At 69.0% G+C, this 22,570-nt stretch carries 18 protein-coding genes and 1 tRNA gene; 7 read left to right on the top strand and 12 right to left on the bottom strand.

Annotation, left to right across the window (positions count from 1 at the left end; genetic code table 11):
• Positions 1-13: 13 nt before the first annotated feature.
• Positions 14-544 carry a nitroreductase family protein gene (locus tag FHG54_RS06420; RefSeq protein ID WP_139416536.1) on the top strand — a complete coding sequence of 177 codons (531 nt, stop codon included), beginning with the start codon at positions 14-16 and terminating at the stop codon, positions 542-544.
• Here the strand turns inward: FHG54_RS06420 and FHG54_RS06415 are convergent.
• The 3 genes from FHG54_RS06415 to FHG54_RS06405 form a co-directional block, all read right to left on the bottom strand.
• Complete coding sequence (locus FHG54_RS06415; RefSeq protein ID WP_232333714.1) at positions 528-1,631, bottom strand: DMT family transporter; 1,104 nt, start codon at positions 1,629-1,631, stop codon at positions 528-530. The genes FHG54_RS06420 and FHG54_RS06415 overlap by 17 nt on opposite strands.
• Before the next feature lies 1 nt (position 1,632).
• Positions 1,633-1,705 (bottom strand) — tRNA-Thr (locus FHG54_RS06410).
• A gap of 117 nt (positions 1,706-1,822) precedes the next feature.
• Positions 1,823-2,755 carry a DsbA family protein gene (locus FHG54_RS06405; protein WP_139416535.1) on the bottom strand — a complete coding sequence of 311 codons (933 nt, stop codon included), beginning with the start codon at positions 2,753-2,755 and terminating at the stop codon, positions 1,823-1,825.
• Positions 2,756-3,033: 278 nt separating this feature from the next.
• Between FHG54_RS06405 and FHG54_RS06400 the strand changes: the two genes are divergently transcribed.
• Together FHG54_RS06400 and FHG54_RS06395 are read left to right on the top strand one after the other, a co-directional pair.
• Positions 3,034-4,134: an ABC transporter ATP-binding protein gene (locus FHG54_RS06400; RefSeq protein ID WP_139416534.1), complete on the top strand. Its 1,101-nt coding sequence runs from the start codon at positions 3,034-3,036 to the stop codon at positions 4,132-4,134.
• Positions 4,135-4,237: 103 nt separating this feature from the next.
• A complete protein-coding gene (locus FHG54_RS06395) occupies positions 4,238-5,560 on the top strand; it encodes a DUF4032 domain-containing protein (RefSeq protein ID WP_139416533.1) in 1,323 nt (440 codons plus the stop codon).
• A 111-nt stretch (positions 5,561-5,671) separates the two neighbouring features.
• Here the strand turns inward: FHG54_RS06395 and rlmB are convergent, their stop codons facing one another.
• The 4 genes from rlmB to FHG54_RS06375 form a co-directional block, all read right to left on the bottom strand.
• Positions 5,672-6,694 carry a 23S rRNA (guanosine(2251)-2'-O)-methyltransferase RlmB gene (gene rlmB, locus FHG54_RS06390; protein WP_139416532.1) on the bottom strand — a complete coding sequence of 341 codons (1,023 nt, stop codon included), beginning with the start codon at positions 6,692-6,694 and terminating at the stop codon, positions 5,672-5,674.
• Positions 6,691-8,127 carry a cysteine--tRNA ligase gene (gene cysS, locus FHG54_RS06385; RefSeq protein WP_139416531.1) on the bottom strand — a complete coding sequence of 479 codons (1,437 nt, stop codon included), beginning with the start codon at positions 8,125-8,127 and terminating at the stop codon, positions 6,691-6,693. The genes rlmB and cysS overlap by 4 nt, the downstream gene beginning before the upstream one ends.
• 41 nt (positions 8,128-8,168) lie before the next feature.
• Positions 8,169-9,401: a 2-C-methyl-D-erythritol 4-phosphate cytidylyltransferase gene (ispD, locus tag FHG54_RS06380; RefSeq protein ID WP_139416530.1), complete on the bottom strand. Its 1,233-nt coding sequence runs from the start codon at positions 9,399-9,401 to the stop codon at positions 8,169-8,171.
• A gap of 92 nt (positions 9,402-9,493) precedes the next feature.
• Complete coding sequence (locus FHG54_RS06375) at positions 9,494-9,976, bottom strand: CarD family transcriptional regulator (protein ID WP_022889889.1); 483 nt, start codon at positions 9,974-9,976, stop codon at positions 9,494-9,496.
• A gap of 157 nt (positions 9,977-10,133) precedes the next feature.
• Here FHG54_RS06375 and FHG54_RS06370 point away from each other — a divergent pair, with 157 nt between their 5' ends.
• Positions 10,134-10,610: a hypothetical protein gene (locus tag FHG54_RS06370; RefSeq protein WP_139416529.1), complete on the top strand. Its 477-nt coding sequence runs from the start codon at positions 10,134-10,136 to the stop codon at positions 10,608-10,610.
• Between the two features lie 27 nt (positions 10,611-10,637).
• Here FHG54_RS06370 and FHG54_RS06365 read toward each other — a convergent pair whose 3' ends face one another.
• Positions 10,638-11,318 (bottom strand): response regulator transcription factor, encoded by a 681-nt coding sequence (locus FHG54_RS06365; protein WP_139416528.1) that lies wholly within the window; start codon positions 11,316-11,318, stop codon positions 10,638-10,640.
• Entirely contained in the window at positions 11,315-12,517 is a 1,203-nt protein-coding gene (locus tag FHG54_RS06360; protein WP_139416527.1) for a sensor histidine kinase, read from the bottom strand. Before FHG54_RS06360 ends, FHG54_RS06365 begins: the two co-directional genes overlap by 4 nt.
• Positions 12,518-12,715: 198 nt before the next feature.
• Here FHG54_RS06360 and phoU point away from each other — a divergent pair, with 198 nt between their 5' ends.
• Positions 12,716-13,375, top strand: a complete 660-nt coding sequence (gene phoU / locus FHG54_RS06355; RefSeq protein WP_139416526.1) for a phosphate signaling complex protein PhoU — start codon at positions 12,716-12,718, stop codon at positions 13,373-13,375.
• A 42-nt stretch (positions 13,376-13,417) separates the two neighbouring features.
• Here the strand turns inward: phoU and FHG54_RS06350 are convergent, their stop codons facing one another.
• Positions 13,418-14,164, bottom strand: a complete 747-nt coding sequence (locus FHG54_RS06350) for a phosphoglyceromutase (protein ID WP_139416525.1) — start codon at positions 14,162-14,164, stop codon at positions 13,418-13,420.
• 235 nt (positions 14,165-14,399) lie between these two features.
• Between FHG54_RS06350 and FHG54_RS06345 the strand changes: the two genes are divergently transcribed.
• Positions 14,400-19,958: a ThuA domain-containing protein gene (locus FHG54_RS06345; RefSeq protein ID WP_168197131.1), complete on the top strand. Its 5,559-nt coding sequence runs from the start codon at positions 14,400-14,402 to the stop codon at positions 19,956-19,958.
• 107 nt (positions 19,959-20,065) lie between these two features.
• Positions 20,066-20,695 carry a hypothetical protein gene (locus FHG54_RS06340; RefSeq protein ID WP_139416523.1) on the top strand — a complete coding sequence of 210 codons (630 nt, stop codon included), beginning with the start codon at positions 20,066-20,068 and terminating at the stop codon, positions 20,693-20,695.
• 78 nt (positions 20,696-20,773) lie between these two features.
• On the opposite strand, the gene ygfZ is transcribed toward FHG54_RS06340, so the two are convergent.
• Together ygfZ and FHG54_RS06330 are read right to left on the bottom strand one after the other, a co-directional pair.
• Complete coding sequence (ygfZ, locus tag FHG54_RS06335) at positions 20,774-21,934, bottom strand: CAF17-like 4Fe-4S cluster assembly/insertion protein YgfZ (protein WP_139416522.1); 1,161 nt, start codon at positions 21,932-21,934, stop codon at positions 20,774-20,776.
• On the bottom strand, positions 21,934-22,542 hold the full coding sequence (locus FHG54_RS06330; protein WP_139416521.1) for a nitrobindin family protein: 609 nt from the start codon (positions 22,540-22,542) through the stop codon (positions 21,934-21,936). The genes ygfZ and FHG54_RS06330 overlap by 1 nt, the downstream gene beginning before the upstream one ends.
• Between the last annotated feature and the right edge of the window lie 28 nt (positions 22,543-22,570).

Here is a 22,570-nt window from a genome sequence, read left to right as displayed (position 1 = left end):
GGTTCGCGAGGCGATGCTGACGAGGCGCTCGGCACCGAAGGTCACCGACGCTGCGCCCGACGACGATGAGATCCGCGCGTTGCTCGAGGCCGCCGGAAGGGTCGCCGACCACGGTGCGCTCCGTCCCTGGCGGGTCATCGCGCTGCGGGGCGACGCGCGGGACCGCGTCGGCGCTGCACTCGCTGCCGCCGCGGGTCTCGACGGCGAGCCCGGCGCCCGGCTCGCGGCCAAACCGTTGCGCGCTCCGCTGCTGCTCGCGATGGTCGCGGTCACCGCGCCGCACCACAAGGTCGCCGCATGGGAGCAGGAGATCGCCGCTGCGGGAGTGGCCCACCAGTTGAGCCTGCTCCTCGATGACGCCGGGTGGGGCGTCATGTGGCGCACCGGGCCGCACACGAGGCATCCGCTGGTCGCAGAGGCCCACCATCTCGCGAACGGCGAGCGACTGCTCGGATGGCTGTATGTCGGCGGCGTGCCCGACGGCATTCGGCCGGGCCGCAGCCCGGAGATCGACGCCGAGTCGGCGTTCAGCTCGCTCGAGTGACGCCGGGCGTCTCGAGGTCGCTCACCAGGGCGTCCGCGGGCAACTGCCCGGCAGGCGTCACCGCGTGCTTGCGACGCCCCCACCTGATCGAGGCGACCCCGACGGCGACGAGGGCGAGCGCGGTGCCGCCGACGGTCGCGAGCCCGACGGGTCGATCCGCCGTCGGCAGGAGCAGGTCGAGGGCGAGTGCTGCCACGAGTTGGCCGGCGACACCGCACAGTGCGAGGATCAGCACGCCGAGCCGGCGCACGATCATCGCCTGCCCGGCGATGAAGATGCAGCCGAGCGCCCCGCCGAGGTAGAGCCACGGCTCGGTGGGCATCGCCGCGGGCCAGCCGGCGGATGCCGCGTGCACGAGCATCACGACCAGGAGCGCCGTCGTGCCGACCACGAAGTTGATGAGCGCTGCGGTGAGGGCGCTCTCCGCCACCGCCTTCACGCGACCGTTCACCGCCTGCTGCCACGCCGAGCCGATGCCGGCGATGAACGGCAGCACCATGAGCAGCACCGGCGCATCGCCGGCGACCTGCGCCGATACCGCCCATGCGATCGCAGCGAGCGCGAGCAGCGCGCCGAACACCCGGGTCAGGCTCGGCGGGCGACGGCCGCCCGGACCCAGCCCGACGAGGTCGAACACGATGCCGCCGACGGTCTGGCCGGCCACGATCGCGATCGTGAACAACGCCACCCCGATGACTCCCACCGAGAGCCCCTGCGTGGTCACGAACCAGGCCCCCGCGAGTCCGCCGAACACCATCCACCAGGCGAGCTCGCGCCGGCGGAGGGCGCCCGCCACGCGAACGAGCCCCGCACGGCCGGGCCGCCACACGCTCAGCACGATGAGCAGGATCACGAGCCCGCTGCCGAAGGAGATCGCCGCGGCCGTGTACGGGTCGTCGAGCGCCACCGAGAGTTGCCCGTTGATGCGGGACTGCAGTGCCGTGCTCGCACCGAACAGCAGGGCGAGCGCGAGGGCGACCCACAGCGGGATGCCCGATCGCTCGACGTGCGCGTGCCGGTGCGGATGCTCGATGGCGGTGGGGCCGCCCTCCGCCGGGGCGTGCCCCTGCTGGGTGTTCTCGTTCAAGTGCCGGCTACAGGACTCGAACCTGCAACCCCCGCTTTACAAGAGCGGTGCGCTACCAATTGCGCCAAGCCGGCGAGGGGATGCCTCGAAGACATCCTACCGACCGCCGGGCGGAGGTCATCGCACGGCGGGTCGACGGTCGGACGCGCGAAGGCCCGGCACACGGCCGGGCCTTCGCGGAGTCGTCGCGGCTACGGTGCCGGCGACGGCGACGGCGACGGCGACGGCGTCGAGTTCGACTCGGAGAACGTCTCGCCTGTGGCCTGCAGCACGAACGACTGGAACTCGGCCGGGTCGGTGAGCGAGCCTCCGTACTGCTTGCCGTTCACGAGCACCGTCGGGGTGCCGGTGATCGACGCGAGGTCGGAGTTCGGCACCGGCTCGGTCAGCGCGCGCGTCGTGGCATCCTCGACCCACGCCTTGAACCGGGTGTCGTCGATGCACTGCTCTATCGACGACAGCGAACTCACGCCTGCCTGCTCGGCGAGCGACTTGAGCTCACCGTTGCTGAGACCGACCGAGGTCTCTTCGGGCTGGTTCTCGAACAGCAGCGCGTTGAAGTCGAAGAACGACTCGGGAGAGGTGTCGGCGACGCAGGCTGCAGCGTTGGCGGCGCGCAACGAGTACTGGGTGCCGGCGGACTTGTTGGTCAACAGGGCGATCGGGTGCACCTCGAGCGTGGCTGCCCCGGACTCGACCATCGTGCGGATCGAGTCGGCGTTCGTCGTCTCGAAGTCGCCGCAATAGGGGCACAGGTAGTCGACGTAGGTGACGATGTTCGCCACGGTGCCGCTGTCGTCGGGCACCGTCGGCGTGGGCGTCGCGCCCGCGGCGAGCGCGGGGGTCTCCGTCGGGGTGACGACCCCGTCGACCCCGGTGAGCACGATGCCGTCGCTCGCCATGTTGGCCGGGCCCGGTCCGTCGGGCTTGATGTTGTTGAAGATCAGGCCGCCGATGAGTGCTGCGATCGCGACCACTGCCACGATGACGCCGCCCTGGAGCAGCACCTTGTTGCGTCGCTCGCGCTTCTTCTGCCCCTCGCGGAGCACCCTCGCCTTCTCGCGCGCGGCTTCGCGCTGCTCATTACGGGTGGGGCGTGGCTGATTCGATCCGCCATTGCTCATCGATGGTCACTCCGGTCGCTGTGGGGGTGCGCGTAGTCGCTGTGTGGGCGCGCATGTATGCATGCAGACGCACCCACGATAGTAGGGAGAGTGGCTGTGAAACACCCAAACGGATGCCGCGAACCGGCCGGATCCGCGCTGTGCGCCGCCATCGCCCGTGGTCGGCGTGGTCGGCGTGCGCGGGCGCGCATGCGATACTGGGTGGGCGTCAGCGTCGACGCAGTCCATCACTACGGATCGTCCGGCACGTACCTGCCGGTGAAGGAGAACAACGAATCATGGCGTCAGTCACGTTCGACAAGGCAACCCGCCTCTACCCCGGCGGCACCCGCCCCGCCGTCGACCAGCTCGACCTCGAGGTCGCCGATGGCGAGTTCCTCGTGCTCGTCGGCCCCTCCGGTTGCGGCAAGTCCACCTCGCTCCGCATGCTCGCCGGCCTCGAAGAGGTCAACGACGGCAACATCTTCATCGGCGATCGCAATGTCACCGACGTTCCGCCGAAAGACCGCGACATCGCAATGGTCTTCCAGAACTACGCGCTCTACCCGCACATGACCGTCGCCGAGAACATGGGCTTCGCGCTCAAGATCGCCGGCATCGGCAAAGAAGAGCGCGCCGCACGCGTGCTCGAAGCGGCCAAGCTGCTCGACCTCGAGCCCTACCTGGCCCGCAAGCCGAAGGCGCTCTCGGGCGGCCAGCGTCAGCGCGTCGCCATGGGCCGCGCGATCGTGCGCCAGCCCCAGGTCTTCCTCATGGACGAGCCGCTGTCGAACCTCGACGCGAAGCTCCGCGTGCAGACGCGCACCCAGATCGCTTCGCTGCAGCGCCGTCTCGGCGTCACGACCGTGTACGTCACGCACGACCAGACCGAGGCGCTCACCATGGGCGACCGCATCGCCGTGCTGAAAGACGGACTGCTGCAGCAGGTCGGCAGCCCGCGCGACCTCTACGAGAAGCCGAACAACGTGTTCGTCGCCGGCTTCATCGGCTCGCCGGCCATGAACCTCTTCCACGCCGACCTCGTCGACGACGGCATCCTGTTCGGCACGGCCACCGTTCCGGTCGACCGCGAGACGCTCGCAGAGTCGAGCGGCAAGGTCGCCACGATCGGTGTTCGCCCCGAAGACATCGTCGTGTCCCCCCACGAGGGCGAGGGTCTCGCGGTCGAGGTCGACCTCGTCGAGGAGCTCGGCGCCGACGGCTACCTCTACGGCCACTCCACGGTCGAGGGCAAGCGCACCGACATCGTCGCCCGTGTCGACGGTCGCATGCACCCGAACGCCGGTGAGCGCGTGTTCCTCACGGCCACGCCCAACCACGTGCACGTCTTCGATGCCGAGTCCGGCGAGCGTCTCGGTAACAAGGCCGTGGCCAGCTGACACTCGACGACCCTGCGATGCCGGCCGGGCCGCCGCCCGGCCGGCATCGCCGTCTCCCGCGGCATCCGACCGCGTTCGATGACCCGATCACGCTGAGGCACCAATGAGCGGCTCACTCTCCATCACTTCGGCTATGGCCGATCCGGCGCTGCTCGACCTTCCATGGGATCTCCCGCTCGAGTCATGGCCGAGCGACACGATCGCCGCCCTGCCGAAGGGCATCTCGCGCCACCTCGTGCGGTTCGCGCACCTCGGCACCCATGTCGTGGCGATCAAGGAGACGACGACCGAGATGGCCAAGGGCGAGTACGAGATGCTGCGCACGCTGCAGCGGCTCGACATCCCCTGCGTCGAGCCGGTCGCCGTCATCACGAACCGCACCGATGCGGAGGCCGAACCGCTGAAGCCCGTGCTCGTCACGCGTCACCTCCGGTTCTCGCTCCCCTACCGGGCGCTGTTCTCCCAGACGCTGCGCCCCGACACGGCGACGCGTCTCGTCGATGCCCTCGCGGTGCTGCTCGTGCGTCTGCACATCGTGGGCTTCTTCTGGGGCGACGTGTCGCTGTCGAACACGCTCTTCCGGCGCGATGCGGGCGCGTTCGCCGCGTATCTCGTCGACGCCGAGACCGGCAAGCTCTACGAGGGCGGCCTCTCGAACGGCCAACGCGAGAACGACCTCGAGATCGCCCGCGTGAACATCGCCGGCGAGCTCCTCGACCTCGAGGCGGGCGGCAGGGTCGCCGACGAGCTCGACCCCGTCAACATCTCGAACGGCATCGTCGAGGCATATCGCAGCCTCTGGACCGAACTCACGGGTTCAGAGTCGTTCTCGAGCGCCGAGCGCTGGCGCATCAACGAGCGCGTGAACCGCCTGAACGAACTCGGCTTCGACATCGAAGAGCTCGCGATCCGCACTGATGAGTCGGGAACGACGGTGCGCATCCAGCCGAAGGTCGTCGATGCCGGCCATCACCAGCGACGCCTGCTGCGTCTGACCGGCCTCGACGCCGGCGAGAACCAGGCGCGGCGTCTGCTGAACGACCTCGACTCCTACCGTGCCGCCTACGACAAGTCAGCGCTCGACGAGGAGATGGTCGCGCACGAGTGGCTCATGCGGGTGTTCGAGCCCGTGGTTCGGGCGATCCCCCTCGAACTGCGAGGCAAGCTCGAGCCGGCCGAAGTGTTCCACCAATTGCTCGAGCACCGCTGGTACCTCGCACAGCAGGTCGGACGCGACATTCCCCTCGCCGAGGCAGTGAGCTCGTACATCAATGCGGTGCTGCGGCATCGACGCGACGAAGCGACCGTGATCGACCCGCCGACCGGCGCCTTCACCTCGCCGATCGAGACCATCCCGTCGACCGACACCGCGGCGTTCGCCGCACTCGACCCCGACGACGACGGCGACTGGCGCGCGAACGTCTGACCGGTCATCCACTCTTCTCAGGAAGTTTCTCGGGTGTCGGGCCGTTTCGGGGCAGTTCTTCCTGAAATAGACACGTTTTCGAGAACAGGTTCCTGAAAAGAGTGTGGGCTGTCAGTCGGCGGCGCGGAGCTTCGAGATCTCGTAGAGCGTGACGGATGCCGCGATGCCCGCGTTCAGCGATTCGGTCGACGCCGAGATCGGGATCGAGACGATCGCGTCGCACGTCTCGGCGACGAGTCGCGAGAGGCCCTTTCCTTCGCTGCCGACGACGATCACGATCGGCCGGTCGGCCCAGCTGAGGCCTGGAAGTGAGACGTCGCCGCCGCCGTCGAGGCCGAGCACGAAGACCCCGCGCTCCTTCAATGCCTTGAGGGTCTGCGTGAGGTTCGGGGCCATCGCCACGGGGACACGTGCGGCCGCACCGGCCGAGGTCTTCCACGCGGCCGCGTTCACCCCCACAGAGCGACGCTGCGGCACGATGACGCCCTGCCCGCCGAACGCGCCGGTCGAGCGCAGGATGGCACCCAGGTTGCGGGGGTCGGTGATGCCGTCGAGCGCCACGAAGAGCGGGGTCTCGTCGCGCGCGAGCACTTCATCGAGCAGTTCGACGGGGTGCGAGTACTCGTAGGGCGGCACCTTGAGCGCGAGCCCCTGGTGCACGCCGCCCTCGCCGGCGAGCCGGTCGAGCTCGGGCCGCATGACCTCGAGCATCGGGATGCCTCGGTTGGCCGCGACCTTCATCGCCTCGCGAACCCGGTCGTCCATCTCGACCCGCGCCGCGACGTAGAGCGTCGTCGCGGGGATCCGGGCGCGCAGCGCCTCGACGACCGAGTTGCGACCGGTGACGATCTCGGACTCGTCGCCCGACTTCGCGCGCCGCGCCGCGCCTGACGCACCGCGCGGCGCCCCGGCACGCTGCCCGGAACCCTGGCCGGCGACGCGCTTGCCACCGCTCGCGCTGTAGCGCTCCTGCGCCGCCTTCCGCTTGCCGGCGGGGTGCCAGGCGCGGTCTTCGGCCTTCGGCGTCGGGCCCTTGCCCTCGAGGGCCTGACGACCCTGGCCGCCAGAGCCGACCTGCTTGTTCTTCGCCTTCCGCACGGCTCCCGCGCGCGACTTGCCGCTGCTGCCCTTCATAGTCCCAGGCTCCAATGTGTTCCGGTCGAACTGTCTTCGATGGTGATGCCCGCGGCCGAGAGTTCGGCGCGGATGCGGTCTGCGGCAGCGTAGTCCTTCGACTCGCGCGCAGCCTGTCGGTCTTCGATGAGGCGCGCGACGAGCGCGTCGAGAGCGGATGCCGCCGGGCCGGCGTCGGACGCCGCCCACCGCGGGTCGCGCGGGTCGATGCCGAGTACCTGGACCATCGCGGCGACCTCGCCGTGCGCCGCGGCGGCGTCGCGGAGTTCTTCGGAATCGAGCGCTTGGTTGCCGGCACGCACGGTGTCGTGCAGCACGGCGAGTGCCTGCGGGACGCCCAGGTCGTCGTCCATGGCCGACGCGAACGCATCGGGGATCACCGGAGCACCGACGCCGGCGTATCGAGTGCCGGCGAGACGACGCTCGACACGTGAGAGGAACCCGCGGATGCGATCGACTGCCGCCTCGGCCTCGGCGAGCGAGCTCGGCGCGTAGTCGAGCGTCGAGCGATAGTGGGCCGCCCCGAGCAGGTAGCGCACCGCGAGGGGCGAAGCGAGCTCGAACAACTCCGCGGCGTACACGGAGTTGCCGAGCGACTTCGACATCTTCTGCCCGCCGACGTTCACGAGGCCGTTGTGCACCCAGTACCGGGCGTATCCGTCGCCGGCCGCGGTCGACTGGGCGAGTTCGTTCTCGTGGTGCGGGAAACGCAGGTCGAGGCCCCCGCCGTGGATGTCGAACTCGGCGCCGAGGTAGCGAGTCGCCATTGCCGAGCACTCGATGTGCCAGCCCGGCCGGCCGTCGCCCCACGGCGACGGCCAGCTCGCCGACTCGGGTTCGGACGACTTGCGCCCCTTCCAGAGGGCGAAGTCGCGCGGGTCGCGCTTGCCGCGCGGGTCTGCGTCGGCCGCGGCCTCCATGTTGTCGCGGGCCTGGCGCGTGAGTTCGCCGTATGCCGGCCAGCCGGCGGTGTCGAAGTACACATCACCCGAGGCATCCGGAGCCGCATAGGCGTGGCCGCGATCGATGAGTCGCTCGATCAGGTGCAGCATCTGCGAAACGCTCGCGGTGGCACGCGGCTCGTAGGTGGGAGCCAGGATGCCGAGCGAGGCATACGCTGCCGTGAACTCGAGTTCGATCCGGTAGGCGAGCGCCCACCATTCCTCACCGCTCGCATCGTCACCCGCTCGCTCGCTCGCGGCGTTCAAGATCTTGTCGTCGATGTCGGTGACATTGCGCACGAAGGTCACCTCATTGCCGCGATAGGCGAACCAGCGGCGCATGATGTCGTAGACCAGCGCGCTGCGAAGGTGCCCGATGTGCGGACTCGACTGCACCGTCGGACCGCACACGTACATGCCGACGCGCCCATCGTGCAGGGGCGCGAAATCGCGCAGGGCCGCAGCCTTCGAGTCGTAGAGTCGCACGGTCACCTGCCCAGCCTACCGGCGGCTCGTCGCCCCCGGATGCGGCCTCAATCGAGCGGGAGGAGCAGCGCCGTCGCGACCGCGGCGATGCCCTCGCCACGACCGGTGAACCCGAGCCCGTCGCTCGTGGTCGCCGCGACGCTGACCGGCGCGCCGAGAACGCCGGAGAGCAGGCGCTCGGCTTCGGCACGACGCGGCGCCAGCTTCGGCCGGTTGCCGATGATCTGCACGGTCACGTTGCCGACCCGCCAGCCGGCGGCTTCCACGAGACGCCGGGTCTCGGCGAGGAACACCTCGCCGTGAGCCCCTGCGAACCGGGGGTCGGCGGTGCCGAAGACCTGCCCGACGTCGCCGAGGCCTGCCGCCGCGAGCAACGCGTCGCAGACGGCATGCGCTGCAGCGTCGCCGTCGGAGTGCCCCGAGAGTCCGCGCTCGCCGGGCCATTCGAGGCCGGCGAGCCAGAGCGGCGTCGATGCGTCGGAGGCGAAGGCGTGCACGTCGGTGCCGGTGCCGGCGCGCGGTGCTGACCGATTCGTCGGGTCGATTCCCGCCGTCGAGGCCGGCGACACCGCCGCAGCAGCCGCCTCGGCGCCCTCGGCGACGAGTTGCTCCGCCCGGTGCAGGTCGGCGGGCACGGTGATCTTGAACGCACGGACATCACCCGGAACCACGTCGACGACGAGGCCATCGGATGCCACGAGCGCCGCGTCATCGGTGTAGTCGCCGCGCGACGTGGCGTAGGCGTGATCGAGCGACGCCCGCGGAAACCCCTGCGGCGTCTGCACGGCCCGAAGCGTCGACCGGTCGACGGTCTCGAGCACGCGCCCGTCGCCCGAGACCCGCTTGACCGTGTCGACGATATCGAGCGCCGGAACGATGCCGCGTCGCCGAGCGCGCACGGCCGCGGCAACCTCGTCGAACAGCAATGCCGGGGCGAGGGCACGGGCGGCATCGTGCACGAGCACGGTGCCGACCGAGGCCGGGAGGCGGGCGAGTCCGTTCGCGACCGACTCCTGTCGCGTCCGCCCGCCGGCGACGACGTCGATCACCGTCGAGGCGGTCGTCGCGACGCGCGCGAATCGCGATCGGGTCGACTCGACGCGGTCGCTTGGCACCACGAGCACGAGGTGCGGCGTCTCGCGCATGCCGAGCACGGAATCGACGGCAGCCGACAGCACCGTACCCGAACCGAGCGGCACGAAGGCCTTGGGCTCGGCATGACCGAGACGGGTGCCGCCGCCCGCGGCGACGACGATGACGGCGATCGCGGAACTCACGATTCGAGCGTACCGCCGGGCAGGGATCGGTGCAGCAGCGACAACGACGAACGGCGGGTGCGCATGTGCACCCGCCGTTCGTGGAGACCCTCTCGCTAGGAGGCGAGCACCTCGTCGAGCACGGTCGAGGCCGCCTCTTCGTCGGTCTTCTCGGCGAGCGCGAGCTCGGAGATGAGAATCTGGCGTGCCTTGGCGAGCATGCGCTTCTCGCCGGCGGAGAGCCCGCGGTCCTGATCGCGGCGCCAGAGGTCGCGAACGACCTCGGAGACCTTGATCACGTCACCCGACGCGAGCTTCTCGAGGTTCGCCTTGTAGCGACGCGACCAGTTGGTCGGTTCCTCGGTGAAGGGGGCGCGGAGCACCTCGAAGACCTTGTCGAGGCCCTCTTTGCCGATGACGTCGCGCACACCGACCAGGTCGACGTTCTCAGCGGGCACCTCGATGACGAGGTCGCCCTGCGTGACGTTCAGCTTGAGGTAGAGCTTCTCTTCACCTTTGATGATGCGTTTCTTGACCTCGGTGATCGTTGCTGCACCGTGGTGGGGGTAAACGACGGTTTCGCCAACCTCAAAAAGCATGAATAAATGTCCTTTCGGCAACTATCAGGATATCACATTCCGGATCGTGCTAAGGTTCCGCCCCCTCTCGAACCGGGTGCCTCCCGTACGATATGCTCGGTTCCGATCCCTTCGCGCCCGGGTCTCCGCTCGCGCGCACCACGCACTTGGAGGTTCTGTGAAGGCGCGTCTCGCGGCATCCGCTGCTCTGGCCATCGGCATCGCGCTCGGCGCGAGCGGCTGCTCGATGCTCACCTACCAGGCGACGACCGAGAAGTACGACGCCAGCGACGGGGTCTCCGTCGATGTCGGCGAGCTCGACATCCGCAACGTCCTCGTCGTCTCCGACGACGGTGTCGACGGCACGCTCGTCATGACGGTCGTCAACAACGGAACCGACGACGTCTCGCTCGATGTGCAGTTCGGCGGCGGCGACTCGCAGTCGATCAAGGTCGAGGCCGGCTCCGAAGTCGTGCTCGGCGTCGACGAAGTCGAGGGCACCGACGAGGTCGAACCCGTGGTGCTCGAAGACATCGACACCCTGCCCGGCGCCTTCCTGCCGATGTTCTTCGAGTACTCCGGTGCCGAAGGCGTCGAGAAGGCGATCCCGGTGCTCGACGGGCGCCTGCCCGAGTACGAGAACCTGGTTCCCTGACGCGCCGCACTCGGGCTCGGCTCAGGCTCAGGCCTCGAAGCGATACCCGAGGCCGCGCACGGTGACGAGCTGCACCGGATCCGAGGGCCGCTGCTCGATCTTCGAACGGATGCGCTTGATGTGCACGTCGAGGGTCTTCGTGTCGCCGAAGTAGTCGGAGCCCCAGACCCGGTCGATGAGCTGGCCGCGCGTGAGCACGCGGCCGGGGTTGCGCATGAGGAGTTCGAGCAACTCGAATTCCTTCAGCGGCATGGGCACGGGCTCTCCCTCGATCTCCACCGTGTGCCGGTCGACATCCATGCGCACCCGACCGCCCTCGATGACGGCCTCGTCGAAGTCCTCGAGCTCGATTCGCCGGCGGAGTACCGCGCGGATGCGCGCCAGCAGCTCACGCGTCGAGTAGGGCTTCGTGACGTAGTCGTCGGCGCCGAGTTCGAGGCCGACCACGATGTCGATCTCGGAGTCCTTCGCCGTGAGCATGATGATCGGCACGGTCGAGCGGCCGCGAATCTCGCGGCACACCTCGGTGCCGGGCAGCCCCGGCAGCATGAGGTCGAGGAGCACCAGGTCGGCGCCGGCCCGGTCGAACGCCGCGACGGCCGACGGGCCGTCTGCGGCGACCTCCACCTCGTACCCCTCGCGTTCGAGCAGGAAGCTCAGCGGGTCGCTCAGTGCGATCTCGTCTTCGACGAGCAGGATTCGGGTCACGTGCGGACTCCTCGGTCGGTGGCTGCGGAGTCCGCAGCCGATGGGTCTGGGGTCGTCTCTGGGTCGGGCTCGATGGCCGCTTCGGCGAGTGGAAGTCGGATCATGAACGTCGAGCCGCGGCCCGGCTGCGACCACACCCGCACGTCGCCACCGTGTTTCTGCACGGTGTGCTTGACGATGCTGAGGCCGAGCCCCGTTCCTCCGGTGTTGCGCGATCGCGCCTGGTCGACCCGATAGAACCGCTCGAAGATGCGCTCGAGGTCGTCGGCCTCGATGCCGATGCCCTGGTCGGTGACCGCGATCTCGACGACATCGCCGTCGAGCTTGGCACCGACGCCGACCCTGGCGCCGGGGTTCGAGGAAGCGACGGCGTTGGCGATGAGATTGTGCACCGCGACGACGAGCAGGGCCCGGTCGCCGTATACCTCTGCCTTGGTCGAGGTGCGCACGGCGACCTCGATCTGCTTGGCGCCCGCCACGACCCGGTTCTGGTCGACGGCAGCGGCGATGACCTTGTCGACGCGAACGAGCCGGTCGGGCCGCAGCGCATCGCGCGCCTGAAGCCGCGAGAGCTCGATGACCTCGCTCGTGATGTGCGCGAGCCTCGCGGCCTCGACCGAGAGGCGCCCGGCGAAGCGACGCACCTGCTCGGGCTCGTCGGCGGCCTGGTCGAGCGCCTCGGCGAGCAGGCTCACCGAGGCGATCGGCGTCTTGAGCTCATGACTGATATTGGCGACGAAGTCGCGGCGCACCTCGTCGAGCCGGTGCGCCTCGGTGCGGTCCTCCGCGAGGAGCAGCACGAAGCGGGTGCCGAGCCGAGCGACACGCACCTCCAGCCGCATTGTCGCGTCGCCGAACGGCCCTCGCGCGACGGTCACCTCTTCGACACGCGCTTCGCCGTCGCGACGAACGGATGCCACGAGCTCGAGCAGTTCGGGATGCGTGAGCGCCTGCTGCCGCACGAGGCCCATCGAGAGCGCGCCCGGCGAGGCTCGCAACACGTTGTTCGACGGATCGATCACGACGCCGGCGGAATCCAAGACCTCGAGCACCTGGTCGACGCCGTCGGGAATCGTCGGAGCGACGACCTTCGCCGCACTCGATCCGCGGCGCTCGGCAACGTGCAGCATGACCGAGAACGCGGCACCGAGGAATATGCCGAGGGCCAGCGCCGTGAGCACCGACCAGGTGGAGTCCATGACACCCAGACTATCCAGCCGTTCGAAGCCCGATCCGCCGTTGTCCCGCTGAACAACGGTACGTTAGTGAGTGTTCAGCGTCCCGGCACCTGTTGTTCATCTTGCGCGGGAAGAATGCCCCGAGGGTCGAATCGCCCGAATACGTACCGGGCACGCCCGGCGCCCGGCACGGGCCAGAGCAGACAAGGATCCGAATACATGCGTGAGGTGTTCCAGCAAGAGCTGCGCGAGGTGCAGGACGGGCTCGTCGAGCTCGCCGAACTCGTGGCAGATTCGATCGAGAAGGCGACGCATGCGTTCAACAAGTCCGATGTGAGCCTCGCCGAGGAGGTGATCGCCGACGACGACCGCATCGACCAGCAGACCGTCGCCCTCGACGAGCTCGCGATCACGATCCTCGCCCGCCAGCAGCCCGTCGCGCGTGACCTCCGCATCGTCGTGAGCGCCCTGCGCATCAGCTCCTCCCTCGAGCGCATGGGCGACATGTCGACCCACATCTCGCAGCTCGCGAGATACCGCTACCCCGACAAGGTCGTCCTGAAGTCGTTGCGTCCGACGTTCGCCGAGATGGGTCGGCTCGATGTCGAGATCGCCCGCAAGCTCGTCGAACTCCTCCGCTCCGAAGATGTGGAGCTCGCGGAGGAGATCCGCAACGAAGACGACAAGATCGATGCGCTGCACCTGCAGGTCTTCGACAAGGTGCTCGGTGAGACCTGGAAGGGCGAGGCCGTCGACACGGTCGATGCGACGCTTGCGAGCCGGTACCACGAGCGCTTCGCCGACCACGCGGTCTCGATCGCGAAGAAGGTGCAGTACCTCGCCACCGGCGACTGGGACCCGGAGAAGTCGGCGATCTGACGCTCAGGCGCTCGGGCGAGGCCCGGCGTCGATCGCCGCCGACTACTTCTTGCCCTGCGCCGCGACCGCGGCGGCCCCCGCAGCAGCGGCTTCGGGGTCGAGGTACTCCCCCGGGCCGAGCGGCATGAAGTCGTCGCCGAGGCGGTAGACCAGCGGGATGCCGGTCGGGATGTTGAGCCCGGCGATGTCGTCGTCGCTGATGCCGTCGAGGTGCTTCACGAGGGCGCGCAGCGAGTTGCCGTGGGCGGTCACGAGCACCGTCTTGCCGGTTGCGAGGTCGGGCACGATGTCGGACTTCCAGTACGGCAGCATGCGCGCGATGACGTCTTTCAGGCACTCGGTCCGGGGCAGCTCGGAGTCGTCGAGGTTCGCGTAACGCGGGTCGCCGACCTGGCTGTACTCGGCATCGTCGGCCAGCACGGGCGGCGGCACATCGAATGAACGGCGCCAGAGTTGGAACTGCTCGGGACCGTACTTCTCGAGGGTCTCCGCCTTGTCGAGGCCCTGCAGCGCGCCGTAGTGACGCTCGTTGAGTCGCCACGAGCGACGTACGTCGATCCACGCCCGGTCGGCGACGTCGAGCGCGATGTTCGCCGTCTGGATCGCGCGCGTGAGCACCGAGGTGTGCTGCACATCCGGCAGCAGGCCCGACTCGGCGAGCAATTCGCCGGCGCGCACCGCCTCGGCGGTGCCGAGTTCGCTGAGCCGCACGTCGACCCAACCGGTGAACAGGTTCTTCTGATTCCATTCGCTGTTGCCGTGGCGAAGCAGCACGAGGGTGTGAGGCATGCGAACAGCCTACCGGCGCGGCATCCGTCGCTCGCATCGGCGGGTTCCGTCATGGTGGAGCAATTCTGCACTGGTTCGCGCGTGATTCTTATGTTGATCAGACAGAAACATCGTGCGGGAATGACAACTTTTGGTTGACGGACGCCAAAAGTCCCTCTAGGTTCTTGACCGGACGTGCACTGTCGCTCGACCCATCGAGCACAGGTCCGGCATACCGGAACCGATGGAGGTCTTCATGCTCACCCATGTTCATCCGGCCGCGAAACGGCTCATCGCCGTGATGCTCGCGGCTGTGCTCACCGTAGGAGTCGTGGTCGGTGTCGCCGCCCCGGCTCAGGCGCACGACGGCGCCCATGTCCTCATCTTCACGAAGACGACGCAGTACCGGCACACGGACGCGATCGACGAGGGCACCCCGCTCATCACCGCCGCGCTCGCGGCCGAGGGCATCGAGGCGACGCACACCGAGGACTCGACGGTCTTCAACGACACCGACCTCGCCGGGTACGACGCGCTCATCATGTTCCAGACGTCGGGTGACCCGTGGAACGCCGAGCAGAAGGCGGCCCTCGAGCGCTACCAGCAGGCCGGCGGCGGCATCGTGGCCATCCACAACGCCACCGACATGCGCGGCAACTATGCATGGTGGGACGAACTGGTGGGCTCACTCATGCCCGGGCACGCCGCAACGGGATCGGACCCCGGCCAGCCGGGTACGGTGCGGATCGAAGACCACACGCACCCGTCGACCGAGCACTTCGAAGCGAGCCGGTGGGACCGCGCAGACGAGTGGTACAACTTCTCGAACAACGTCCGCGGCACGGCACACGTGCTCGCGTCGATGGATGAGTCGACCTACGACGCCGGCGGCAACGCCATGGGCTACGACCACCCCATCTCCTGGTGCAAGCCCTACGACGGCGGTCGCACCTGGACCACGGCCATGGGCCACTTCGGCTCGCACTACGAAGAACCGGAGTTCATGGCGCACATCGTCGGCGGCGTGAAGTACGCGGCGGGCCTCGAAGAGGGTGACTGCGGCGGTACCGTCTGGGACAGCTTCGAGAAGGTCTCGCTCGACCAGAACACCTCGGCGCCCTTCGCGATGGACATCGCCGAAGACGGCCGTGTCTTCTACACCGAGCTCGTCCGCGGAGAGGTTCGCGTCTGGGACCCCGCGACGAACGCGGTCACGACCGCCCTCCAGCTCGACGTCTACTCCGGCGGCGAAGACGGACTGCTCGGCATCGCCCTCGACAACGACTTCACCGAGAACGGGCAACTCTACGTCTACCGCTCGCCGAATGCGGCCGACAACTCCGACCCGTCGAGCTTCCTGAGCCGCGTCTCGCGATTCACGATGGAGAACGGCACGATCGACCCCGCCTCGGAAGAGCTCATCATCGAAGTGCCCGCACGTCGGCTTCCCGACGAGCCCGGTCACACCGGTGGCGGCCTCGACTTCGACGCACAGGGCAACCTGTACCTCGGCGTCGGCGACGACGTGAACCCGCACTCCGAGCCGTCGGGCGGTTACGCGCCGATCTCGGCTCGCCCGGGCACCTTCCACGACGCTCGCGCGACCTCGGCGAACACGAACGACCTGCGCGGCAAGCTGCTCCGCATCACGCCGAACGCCGACGGACCCGGGTACACCATCCCCGATGGCAACCTCTTCCCCGAGGCCGACGACACCGCGGACAAGACCCTGCCCGAGATCTACGCCATGGGGTTCCGCAACCCCTTCCGCTTCTCGGTCGACCAGGTGACGGGCGCGATCAGCCTCGCCGACTACTCGCCCGACAACGGCAATGACGCACCCGCGACACGCGGCCCGGCGGGCATCGCGGAGTGGAACTACATCACCAGCCCCGGCAACTACGGCTGGCCTCTCTGCATGGGCGACAACGAGCCGTTCCGGAACGTCGACTACACGACGAGCCCGGTGACGGTCGGCGACTTCTTCGACTGCAGCGCGCCGATCAACGACTCGCCCCGGAACACCGGGCTCACCGAGCTGCCCGAGGCTCGTGCCGCAGACATGTGGTACGGCTACCAGCGCTCGTCCGTTCCCGGGATCATCCCCCAGGGCGGCGGTCTCGCGCCCATGGGCGGCCCGGTGTACGACTACGACGCCGAGCTCGAGTCCGACACGAAGTTCCCGGCCTCGTACGACGGCAAGCCCTTCTTCTACGAGTGGGCGCGCAACAAGATGTACTCGATCCAGCTCGCCGACGACACGACCGTCAGCGGCGACGCCGTCGAGAAGGTCAACGCCTTCCTGCCGCAGGAGCAGTTCCTCGCTCCGATCGACTCCAGGTTCGGCCCCGACGGGTCGCTCTACGTGCTCGACTGGGGCGGCGGCTTCGGCCGTGACAACCCCAACTCGGGGCTGCACCGCATCGACTACATCTCGGGTTCGCGTTCGCCGATCGCCAAGATCACGACCGATCAGGAGTCCGGCCCCGCGCCGCTCACCGTGGCGTTCGACGGCTCATCGTCCTCCGACCCCGAAGGCGCGGAGCTCACGTTCGCGTGGGACTTCGAAGACGACGGAACCGTCGATGCGACGACCGCGACGGCAACCAACACCTACGAGACCGACGGCGTGTTCGACGCTCGACTGACCGTCACCGATCCCGACGGAAAGACCGCGACGACGACCGTCCCGATCACCGTGGGCAACACCCGCCCGTCGGTCTCGTTCTCCCTGCCGCCGAACGGCTCGTTCTTCGATTTCGGTGACGAGATCTCGTGGGACGTCTCGGTCACGGACCCCGAGGACGGGACGGTCAACGGTGACGACGTCATCATCCAGCCGGCCCTCGGCCACGATGACCACGCGCACCCCACGACTCCGCTGAGCGGATTCACTGGGTCCACCGAGACGTCGCTCGGCGGGCACGCTCCCGACGAGGACATCTTCTTCGCGATCGACGCCCGGTACACGGACGGCGGCGGCGAAGCCGGTGCCAACCCGCTCACCGGGTCGGAGACGACGCTCGTCTTCCCGAAGCGGAAGCAGGCGGAGTTCTTCGACAGCGCGAGCGAGATGACGACGGCTCCGAGCCGCGACGTCGAAGGCGTCGAGAGCGATCGCGTGATCGTCGGCGGCGACGGTGCATGGGCGCACTTCGATCCGGTGAACTTCCACCGCATCGACGATCTCGCCCTCCGCGTCTCGGCGGTATCGGCGGGAGCGAGCATCGAGCTGCGCAACGGCGCGGTCGACGGTGCACTCCTGGCGACCGCCGAAGTGCCCGCGACCGGATCGATGCGGTTCACCGACGTGCTCGTCGATGTGAGCGCATTCCCCGCAGAGACGATGGACCTCTACGTCGTCTTCCGCGGCGGAGAGATCAAGCTCAACTTCCTCGAGGCGATCGGCCAGGGCTCGTCCCCGGTGGCGTCGCCGACGGTTGCGATCACCGCACCCGAGCAGGACGTCGAGCTCGAGCCCGGACAGGATGTCGCGGTCGAGGCCGAAGCGGCCGGCGATGTGGAGCAGGTCGAGTTCTTCGTCGACGGAGCCTCCATCGGCGTCGACGACGCCGCTCCGTACGCCGCGAACTGGGCTGCACCAGCGGAGGGGCTCTACCAGCTCACCGCCGTCGCGACGAACACCGCGGGCAAGTCCACGACGTCTCGAATCGTGCAGGCACAGGTCGGCGAGCTCTTCGGCGACCTCATCCCGTTCACGAACGCCGAGGGCACCTTCGAGCGGATCGGCGACGGTCAGTTCCGCATCACCGGCGCCGGCGACGACACGTGGCAGGGTACCGACGAGTACTCGACGCTGTACGCGCCCGCCGGCGGCGACGAGGACTGGGAGGCGGTGGTCAAGGTCGATGCGCAGCAGAACACCAACGGCGCCGCCAAGGCCGGCATCATCGTGCGCAACGACATGACGCAGCCGGGCACCTCACCCGGCTACGCCATGGTCGGCATCCGCCCCGCCGGCGGTGTGGAGTTCCTCTCCGACCCCGACGGCAACGGACAGCTCAACAACTCGGTGCAGGCCGGAACGACGAGCTATCCGGTCTGGGTCAAGATGAAGCGTGCCGGCGCCGACTACACGGCGTACTTCTCGAAGGACGGCACCACGTGGACGCAGGTCGGCGGCACGGTCAACCTGACCGGCGCGGCCGCCACGCAGGATGTGGGCATGTTCACCGTCTCGCACGCATCGGGCCCGGGCACGGTCGACTTCGCGGACTTCGCGATCGACACCGACCCCCAGGGTCCCGAGCCGACCGAGCCGCTCGAGCCGCTGATGTGCACGGCCGCTCCGCTCTCCGATGAGTTCGATGCCCCGGCACTCTCGCCGTTCTGGTCGATCCGTGAAGACAGCGCAACGCCGATCACCCAGGGCGACGGGGTGCTGAACCTCCCCGTCACCACCGGGGACATCAACGAGGCCGCCACGGGTCCGGTGAGCTTCGCAGGCAAGCCGTTGCCCGCCGGCGCATGGGAGGCGACCACGAAGATCACGCTCGAGCACACCTCCCACTGGCAGTGGGCCGGACTCGTCGTGCACCAGAGCGACGACGAGTACAACAAGCTCGCCTTCGTGCGGACTCAGGGCGGGCAGCGGATCGTGGAGTTCCAGAGCGAGACGGCCGGTTCGCGAACCACGCCTGCCGCTCCGCAGGTGCCGGCCGACTTCCCGTCGACGATCCACCTCAAGCTGGCCAGCGACGGGACGACCCTGACGGGCGCGTACTCCGCTGACGGCGAGTCGTGGACGGCGCTCACGGGGCAGATGCCGCTCAAGCAGAACGCCAAGATCGGCGTGATGGCAGCGGGTGACCTCGGCACGACTCCGGTCACCGCCCAGGTGGACTCGTTCCACTTCAGCCCCGAGCCCGCTCCCGGAGAGGCCGTCGCACCCAGCGACGAGTTCGACGGCGACGTGCTCGACGGTTGCCGCTGGAGCCAGAGCGTGCGGTACGACTCGAACCACGCCGCAGTCGCCGACGGGCATCTGAAGGTCACGACCCAGCCGGGTGACATCAACGGCGACAACCCGTTGTCGCCGCGGAACTTCATCCTCACCGAGGCGCCCGAGGGCGACTGGGTGGCGACGACGAAGTTCAAGGCGCCGTTGCTGCACCGCTACCAGCTGGCCGGTCTGATGATGTGGGCCGACGACGACAACTACGTCAAGGCCGACGTGGTCGCCACCAATGCCCCGGGCGGCGCGCTCGACCTGCGGGCGGAGCTGGCAGCCGAGGCGGATGGCACGGGCTACGGCAGCCGCAACGTGAACATCGCCGACTCGACCGAGAGCGGGTACTGGTACATCCGGGTCACGAAGACCGGTGACGAGTACACGGCCGAGGTGAGCGACGGCGGGATCAACTGGACCCCGATCGGCGACACCGCGATCACCTTCGACCAGCCGCTGCGCGGCCTCGGCCTGATGGCGATCGGCCCCCAGCAGGAGCAGCCCGTCGTCGTGGAGTTCGACTACTTCCACCTCGAGGCGGATGCCCCCGCGCCCACATTGGACGTGCCGGTGACCGTGAACACGCGGTGCGTGGCCGGCAAGGTGCTCGTGGCGGTACGGGCGACGAACAACGAAGACGTGCCGATGGCACTGTCGTTCGAGTCGGCCTACGGCACGAAGACCTTCGCGGAGGTCGCGCCCGGCAAGAACGCCGTGCACGCCTTCACGACGCGTCAGGTGGGCGTTCCCGAGGGGACGGTCGCCGTCACGGCGACCGCGACCATCGACGGCGCACCGGTGACGGTGACGGTCGACGCCGGATACGACGCAGCGAGCTGCGAGTGAGGTCGGGCCGGTGGCCCGTCGTCTCGACGGGCCACCGGCCTCCTCTCCCCCGAAGTTTCACACCCGATTCCGGCCCGACACGGCCGGAGCATGCAAGGAGAACTGAAATGAGCAAGTCTGGATTCGTCGCCCGGTGCGCCGCGGTCACGGTCGGATCGATGCTGCTGGCCGGCGTCGCCGGCATCGCGATGGCAGCCGAGCCCGACGATGCCGGCGTCGACGTCAACGTCTCGATCGCCGAGATCAACGAACCCGGCGTCCTCGCATTGAGCGTCGCCGCCACCACCACCACCCTCACCGAAGAGGGCTCGACGGCGACCGTGCGCCAGTTCACCGGCACACTGCCCACCGTCACCGTCACCGACACCCGCACCGCCGACGAGATCCCCGACGACGCCTTCTGGTCGGTCGTGGGCTCCTCGACCGACTTCACCGGCGACGCCGGACAACCCACCATCGGCGCCGGGCACCTCGGCTGGGCCCCGAACCTCATCGACGGCGGCGAATCCGGCCAGGTCGCCGAAGGCGGCGAAGTCGTCACCGTCCTCGACGACGAGACCCTCCCCGGCAACAACGTCGGCCTCGTCGACCAGGAGCTGCTGGCCATGGCCTTCGACTCCGGCGACATCGCCGCCGAAGGACAGTGGACCGCGAACGCGAGCCTCTTCCTCCGCACCCCCGCAACCGTCGCCGCCGGCGACTACACCGCCCGCCTCACCCTCTCCCTCTTCGAATAGGAAGCACCGACCCGAAACGACCGAACGGGCGAGCACGGCGAATCCAGCCGTGCTCGCCCGTTCTGTCAGCTCGGCCGGTCAGCCCTTGTGCACGCCGAGACGCGGCAGCCGCGGCACCTCGACGGCGGCCCCGGCATCAGCGGGCACGATCTCGACCTGCGCGGCTGCGACCTCGATACCGTGGCTCAGCACGATGAGCGGAAGGTCGGCGGGCACGGCGCGTTTCACGACCGCAAGCGCGACCGGTCCGAGTTCGTGGTGCATGGCCGCCGTCGTGACGCGGCCCACGACCTTGCGCTCGGGCAGGGCGCCATCGGCGGGCTCGGGGCGCACCTTCTCGCCGACGACCTCGTCGCCAGGCGCCGGCAGCACGGTGTCACTGCCGTCGAGGTGGAGGAGCACGAGCCGGCGCGGCGGGCGGCCGAGGTTCAGCACCTTCGCGACCGTCTCCTGGCCCTTGTAGCACCCCTTGCCGAGGTCGACGGCGCTGCGCAGCCAGTCGACCTCGTGCGGGATGGTGCGCTCGTCGACCTCGGTCGCGAACCGCGGGCGCCAGGCGGCGACCCGCAGCGCCTCGGCGGCCATCGATCCCGCCGCCTCGACCGTGCCCGCGCGAACAGCCGCGGCCGCCTCGGCGAGCGCGGTGCGCGGCACGATGCGTTCGATCCAGTGCCAGTCGGATGCCGGGTGGCCGGAGTCTCGGGCGTACTGGTGACCGCCGGGGCGGGGCTGCGCCCAGGGGTCGACCCAGTCGAGGGCCACCCCCGTCGGAGCGAGCGCCGGCGCCGCGGCATCCAGTGCCGACGTCGACATCGCGCCGAGCACCGCGACCTCGTCGCTCGCGTCGGCGACCTCGACACGGAGCATGAACCGCATACGGTCGAGGAAGGCGGCGAGCGGACCGGCTTCGTCACCCTCGACGATGAGCCAGCTCGTCTCGCCGTCGTCGATCACGTGCACCGCGTGCTCGACCCGGCCCGAGGCGTCGAGCAGCAGCGCCTCGACGCAATCGCCCGGCTGCAGGCGAGCCAGCGACTGGCTGGCCATGGAGTGCAGCCACGTCAATCGGTCTGGGCCGGTCACGGTCACGACCCCGCGGCCGGAGAGATCGACGACCGCGTCGCCGCGCTCGAGGCGGCGCTGTTCGACGATCGGGTTGCCGTAGTGGCCGGCGACGCCCGTGTCGACCCCTTCGGCCGCGACCGCGCCGGAAAGCCCGAGGAACGGCGACGCGGTCATCACTCGACCTTCGCCAGTCGAGCCGAGGCGTGGGTGCGCAGGTCTTGGCCGAGCGCCGCGATGTCCCATGCCCAGAGCAGGTGTCCGTCGACGAGTCCGTAGAGCCGGGTCGCCGCGGCGTACTCCTTCGCGCCGCTCCCGCGCATGACGGCATCGGTGGCGAGATCGATCCTCGGCCCCGCGACCTGCCCGAGATAGAGCTCGCTGACGCCACCCGGGTGCACGAGCGAGACCTCGAGGTCGAAACCACCCTCGGCGTTGCGCAGCGTCTCGACCGATTCGGCGTCGCCGTATCGCGATTCACCGACCGGCGGCATCATGCCGGGGCCGTGGTCGCCGTCGCCGAGTTCGCGAGCGAGTCGCCAATAGCCGGTCTCGGTGACGAGCGGCGTCGGATCGCCGCCCTCCTCGGCGGGGAACAGCCACGTGTACGAGGTGTAGTTCAGGTGCGGCAGCCCGTCGTGGCTGAAGCTGACACGCTGGCCGAACTCGTGCGTGACCGACTCCTCGCCCACCTTGTAGTCGATGACGCCCGACCCCTCCCAGACGCCGAGGAGCCAGGAGAGCGGCACGAGTTCTGCCGGGAGACCGACGGGCAGATCGATCATCGCCACGTCTCCACCAGCGCCTAGCGCT

Source organism: Agromyces laixinhei (assembly GCF_006337065.1).
Taxonomy (GTDB): domain Bacteria; phylum Actinomycetota; class Actinomycetes; order Actinomycetales; family Microbacteriaceae; genus Agromyces; species Agromyces laixinhei.
This window is presented reverse-complemented; position numbering and strand designations above follow the sequence as displayed.

What these genes read in the sequence shown, in the direction of transcription:
- FHG54_RS06395 (WP_139416533.1), top strand. Translation starts at nt 4,238, where the DNA reads ATGAGCGGCTCACTCTCCATCACTTCGGCTATGGCCGATCCGGCGCTG.
- FHG54_RS06375 (WP_022889889.1), bottom strand. Translation starts at nt 9,976, where the DNA reads ATGCTTTTTGAGGTTGGCGAAACCGTCGTTTACCCCCACCACGGTGCA.
- FHG54_RS06400 (WP_139416534.1), top strand. Translation starts at nt 3,034, where the DNA reads ATGGCGTCAGTCACGTTCGACAAGGCAACCCGCCTCTACCCCGGCGGC.
- ygfZ (WP_139416522.1), bottom strand. Translation starts at nt 21,934, where the DNA reads ATGACCGCGTCGCCGTTCCTCGGGCTTTCCGGCGCGGTCGCGGCCGAA.
- FHG54_RS06340 (WP_139416523.1), top strand. Translation starts at nt 20,066, where the DNA reads ATGAGCAAGTCTGGATTCGTCGCCCGGTGCGCCGCGGTCACGGTCGGA.
- FHG54_RS06330 (WP_139416521.1), bottom strand. Translation starts at nt 22,542, where the DNA reads ATGATCGATCTGCCCGTCGGTCTCCCGGCAGAACTCGTGCCGCTCTCC.
- FHG54_RS06405 (WP_139416535.1), bottom strand. Translation starts at nt 2,755, where the DNA reads ATGAGCAATGGCGGATCGAATCAGCCACGCCCCACCCGTAATGAGCAG.
- FHG54_RS06420 (WP_139416536.1), top strand. Translation starts at nt 14, where the DNA reads ATGCTGACGAGGCGCTCGGCACCGAAGGTCACCGACGCTGCGCCCGAC.
- FHG54_RS06345 (WP_168197131.1), top strand. Translation starts at nt 14,400, where the DNA reads ATGCTCACCCATGTTCATCCGGCCGCGAAACGGCTCATCGCCGTGATG.
- FHG54_RS06360 (WP_139416527.1), bottom strand. Translation starts at nt 12,517, where the DNA reads ATGGACTCCACCTGGTCGGTGCTCACGGCGCTGGCCCTCGGCATATTC.
- rlmB (WP_139416532.1), bottom strand. Translation starts at nt 6,694, where the DNA reads ATGAAGGGCAGCAGCGGCAAGTCGCGCGCGGGAGCCGTGCGGAAGGCG.
- FHG54_RS06350 (WP_139416525.1), bottom strand. Translation starts at nt 14,164, where the DNA reads ATGCCTCACACCCTCGTGCTGCTTCGCCACGGCAACAGCGAATGGAAT.
- phoU (WP_139416526.1), top strand. Translation starts at nt 12,716, where the DNA reads ATGCGTGAGGTGTTCCAGCAAGAGCTGCGCGAGGTGCAGGACGGGCTC.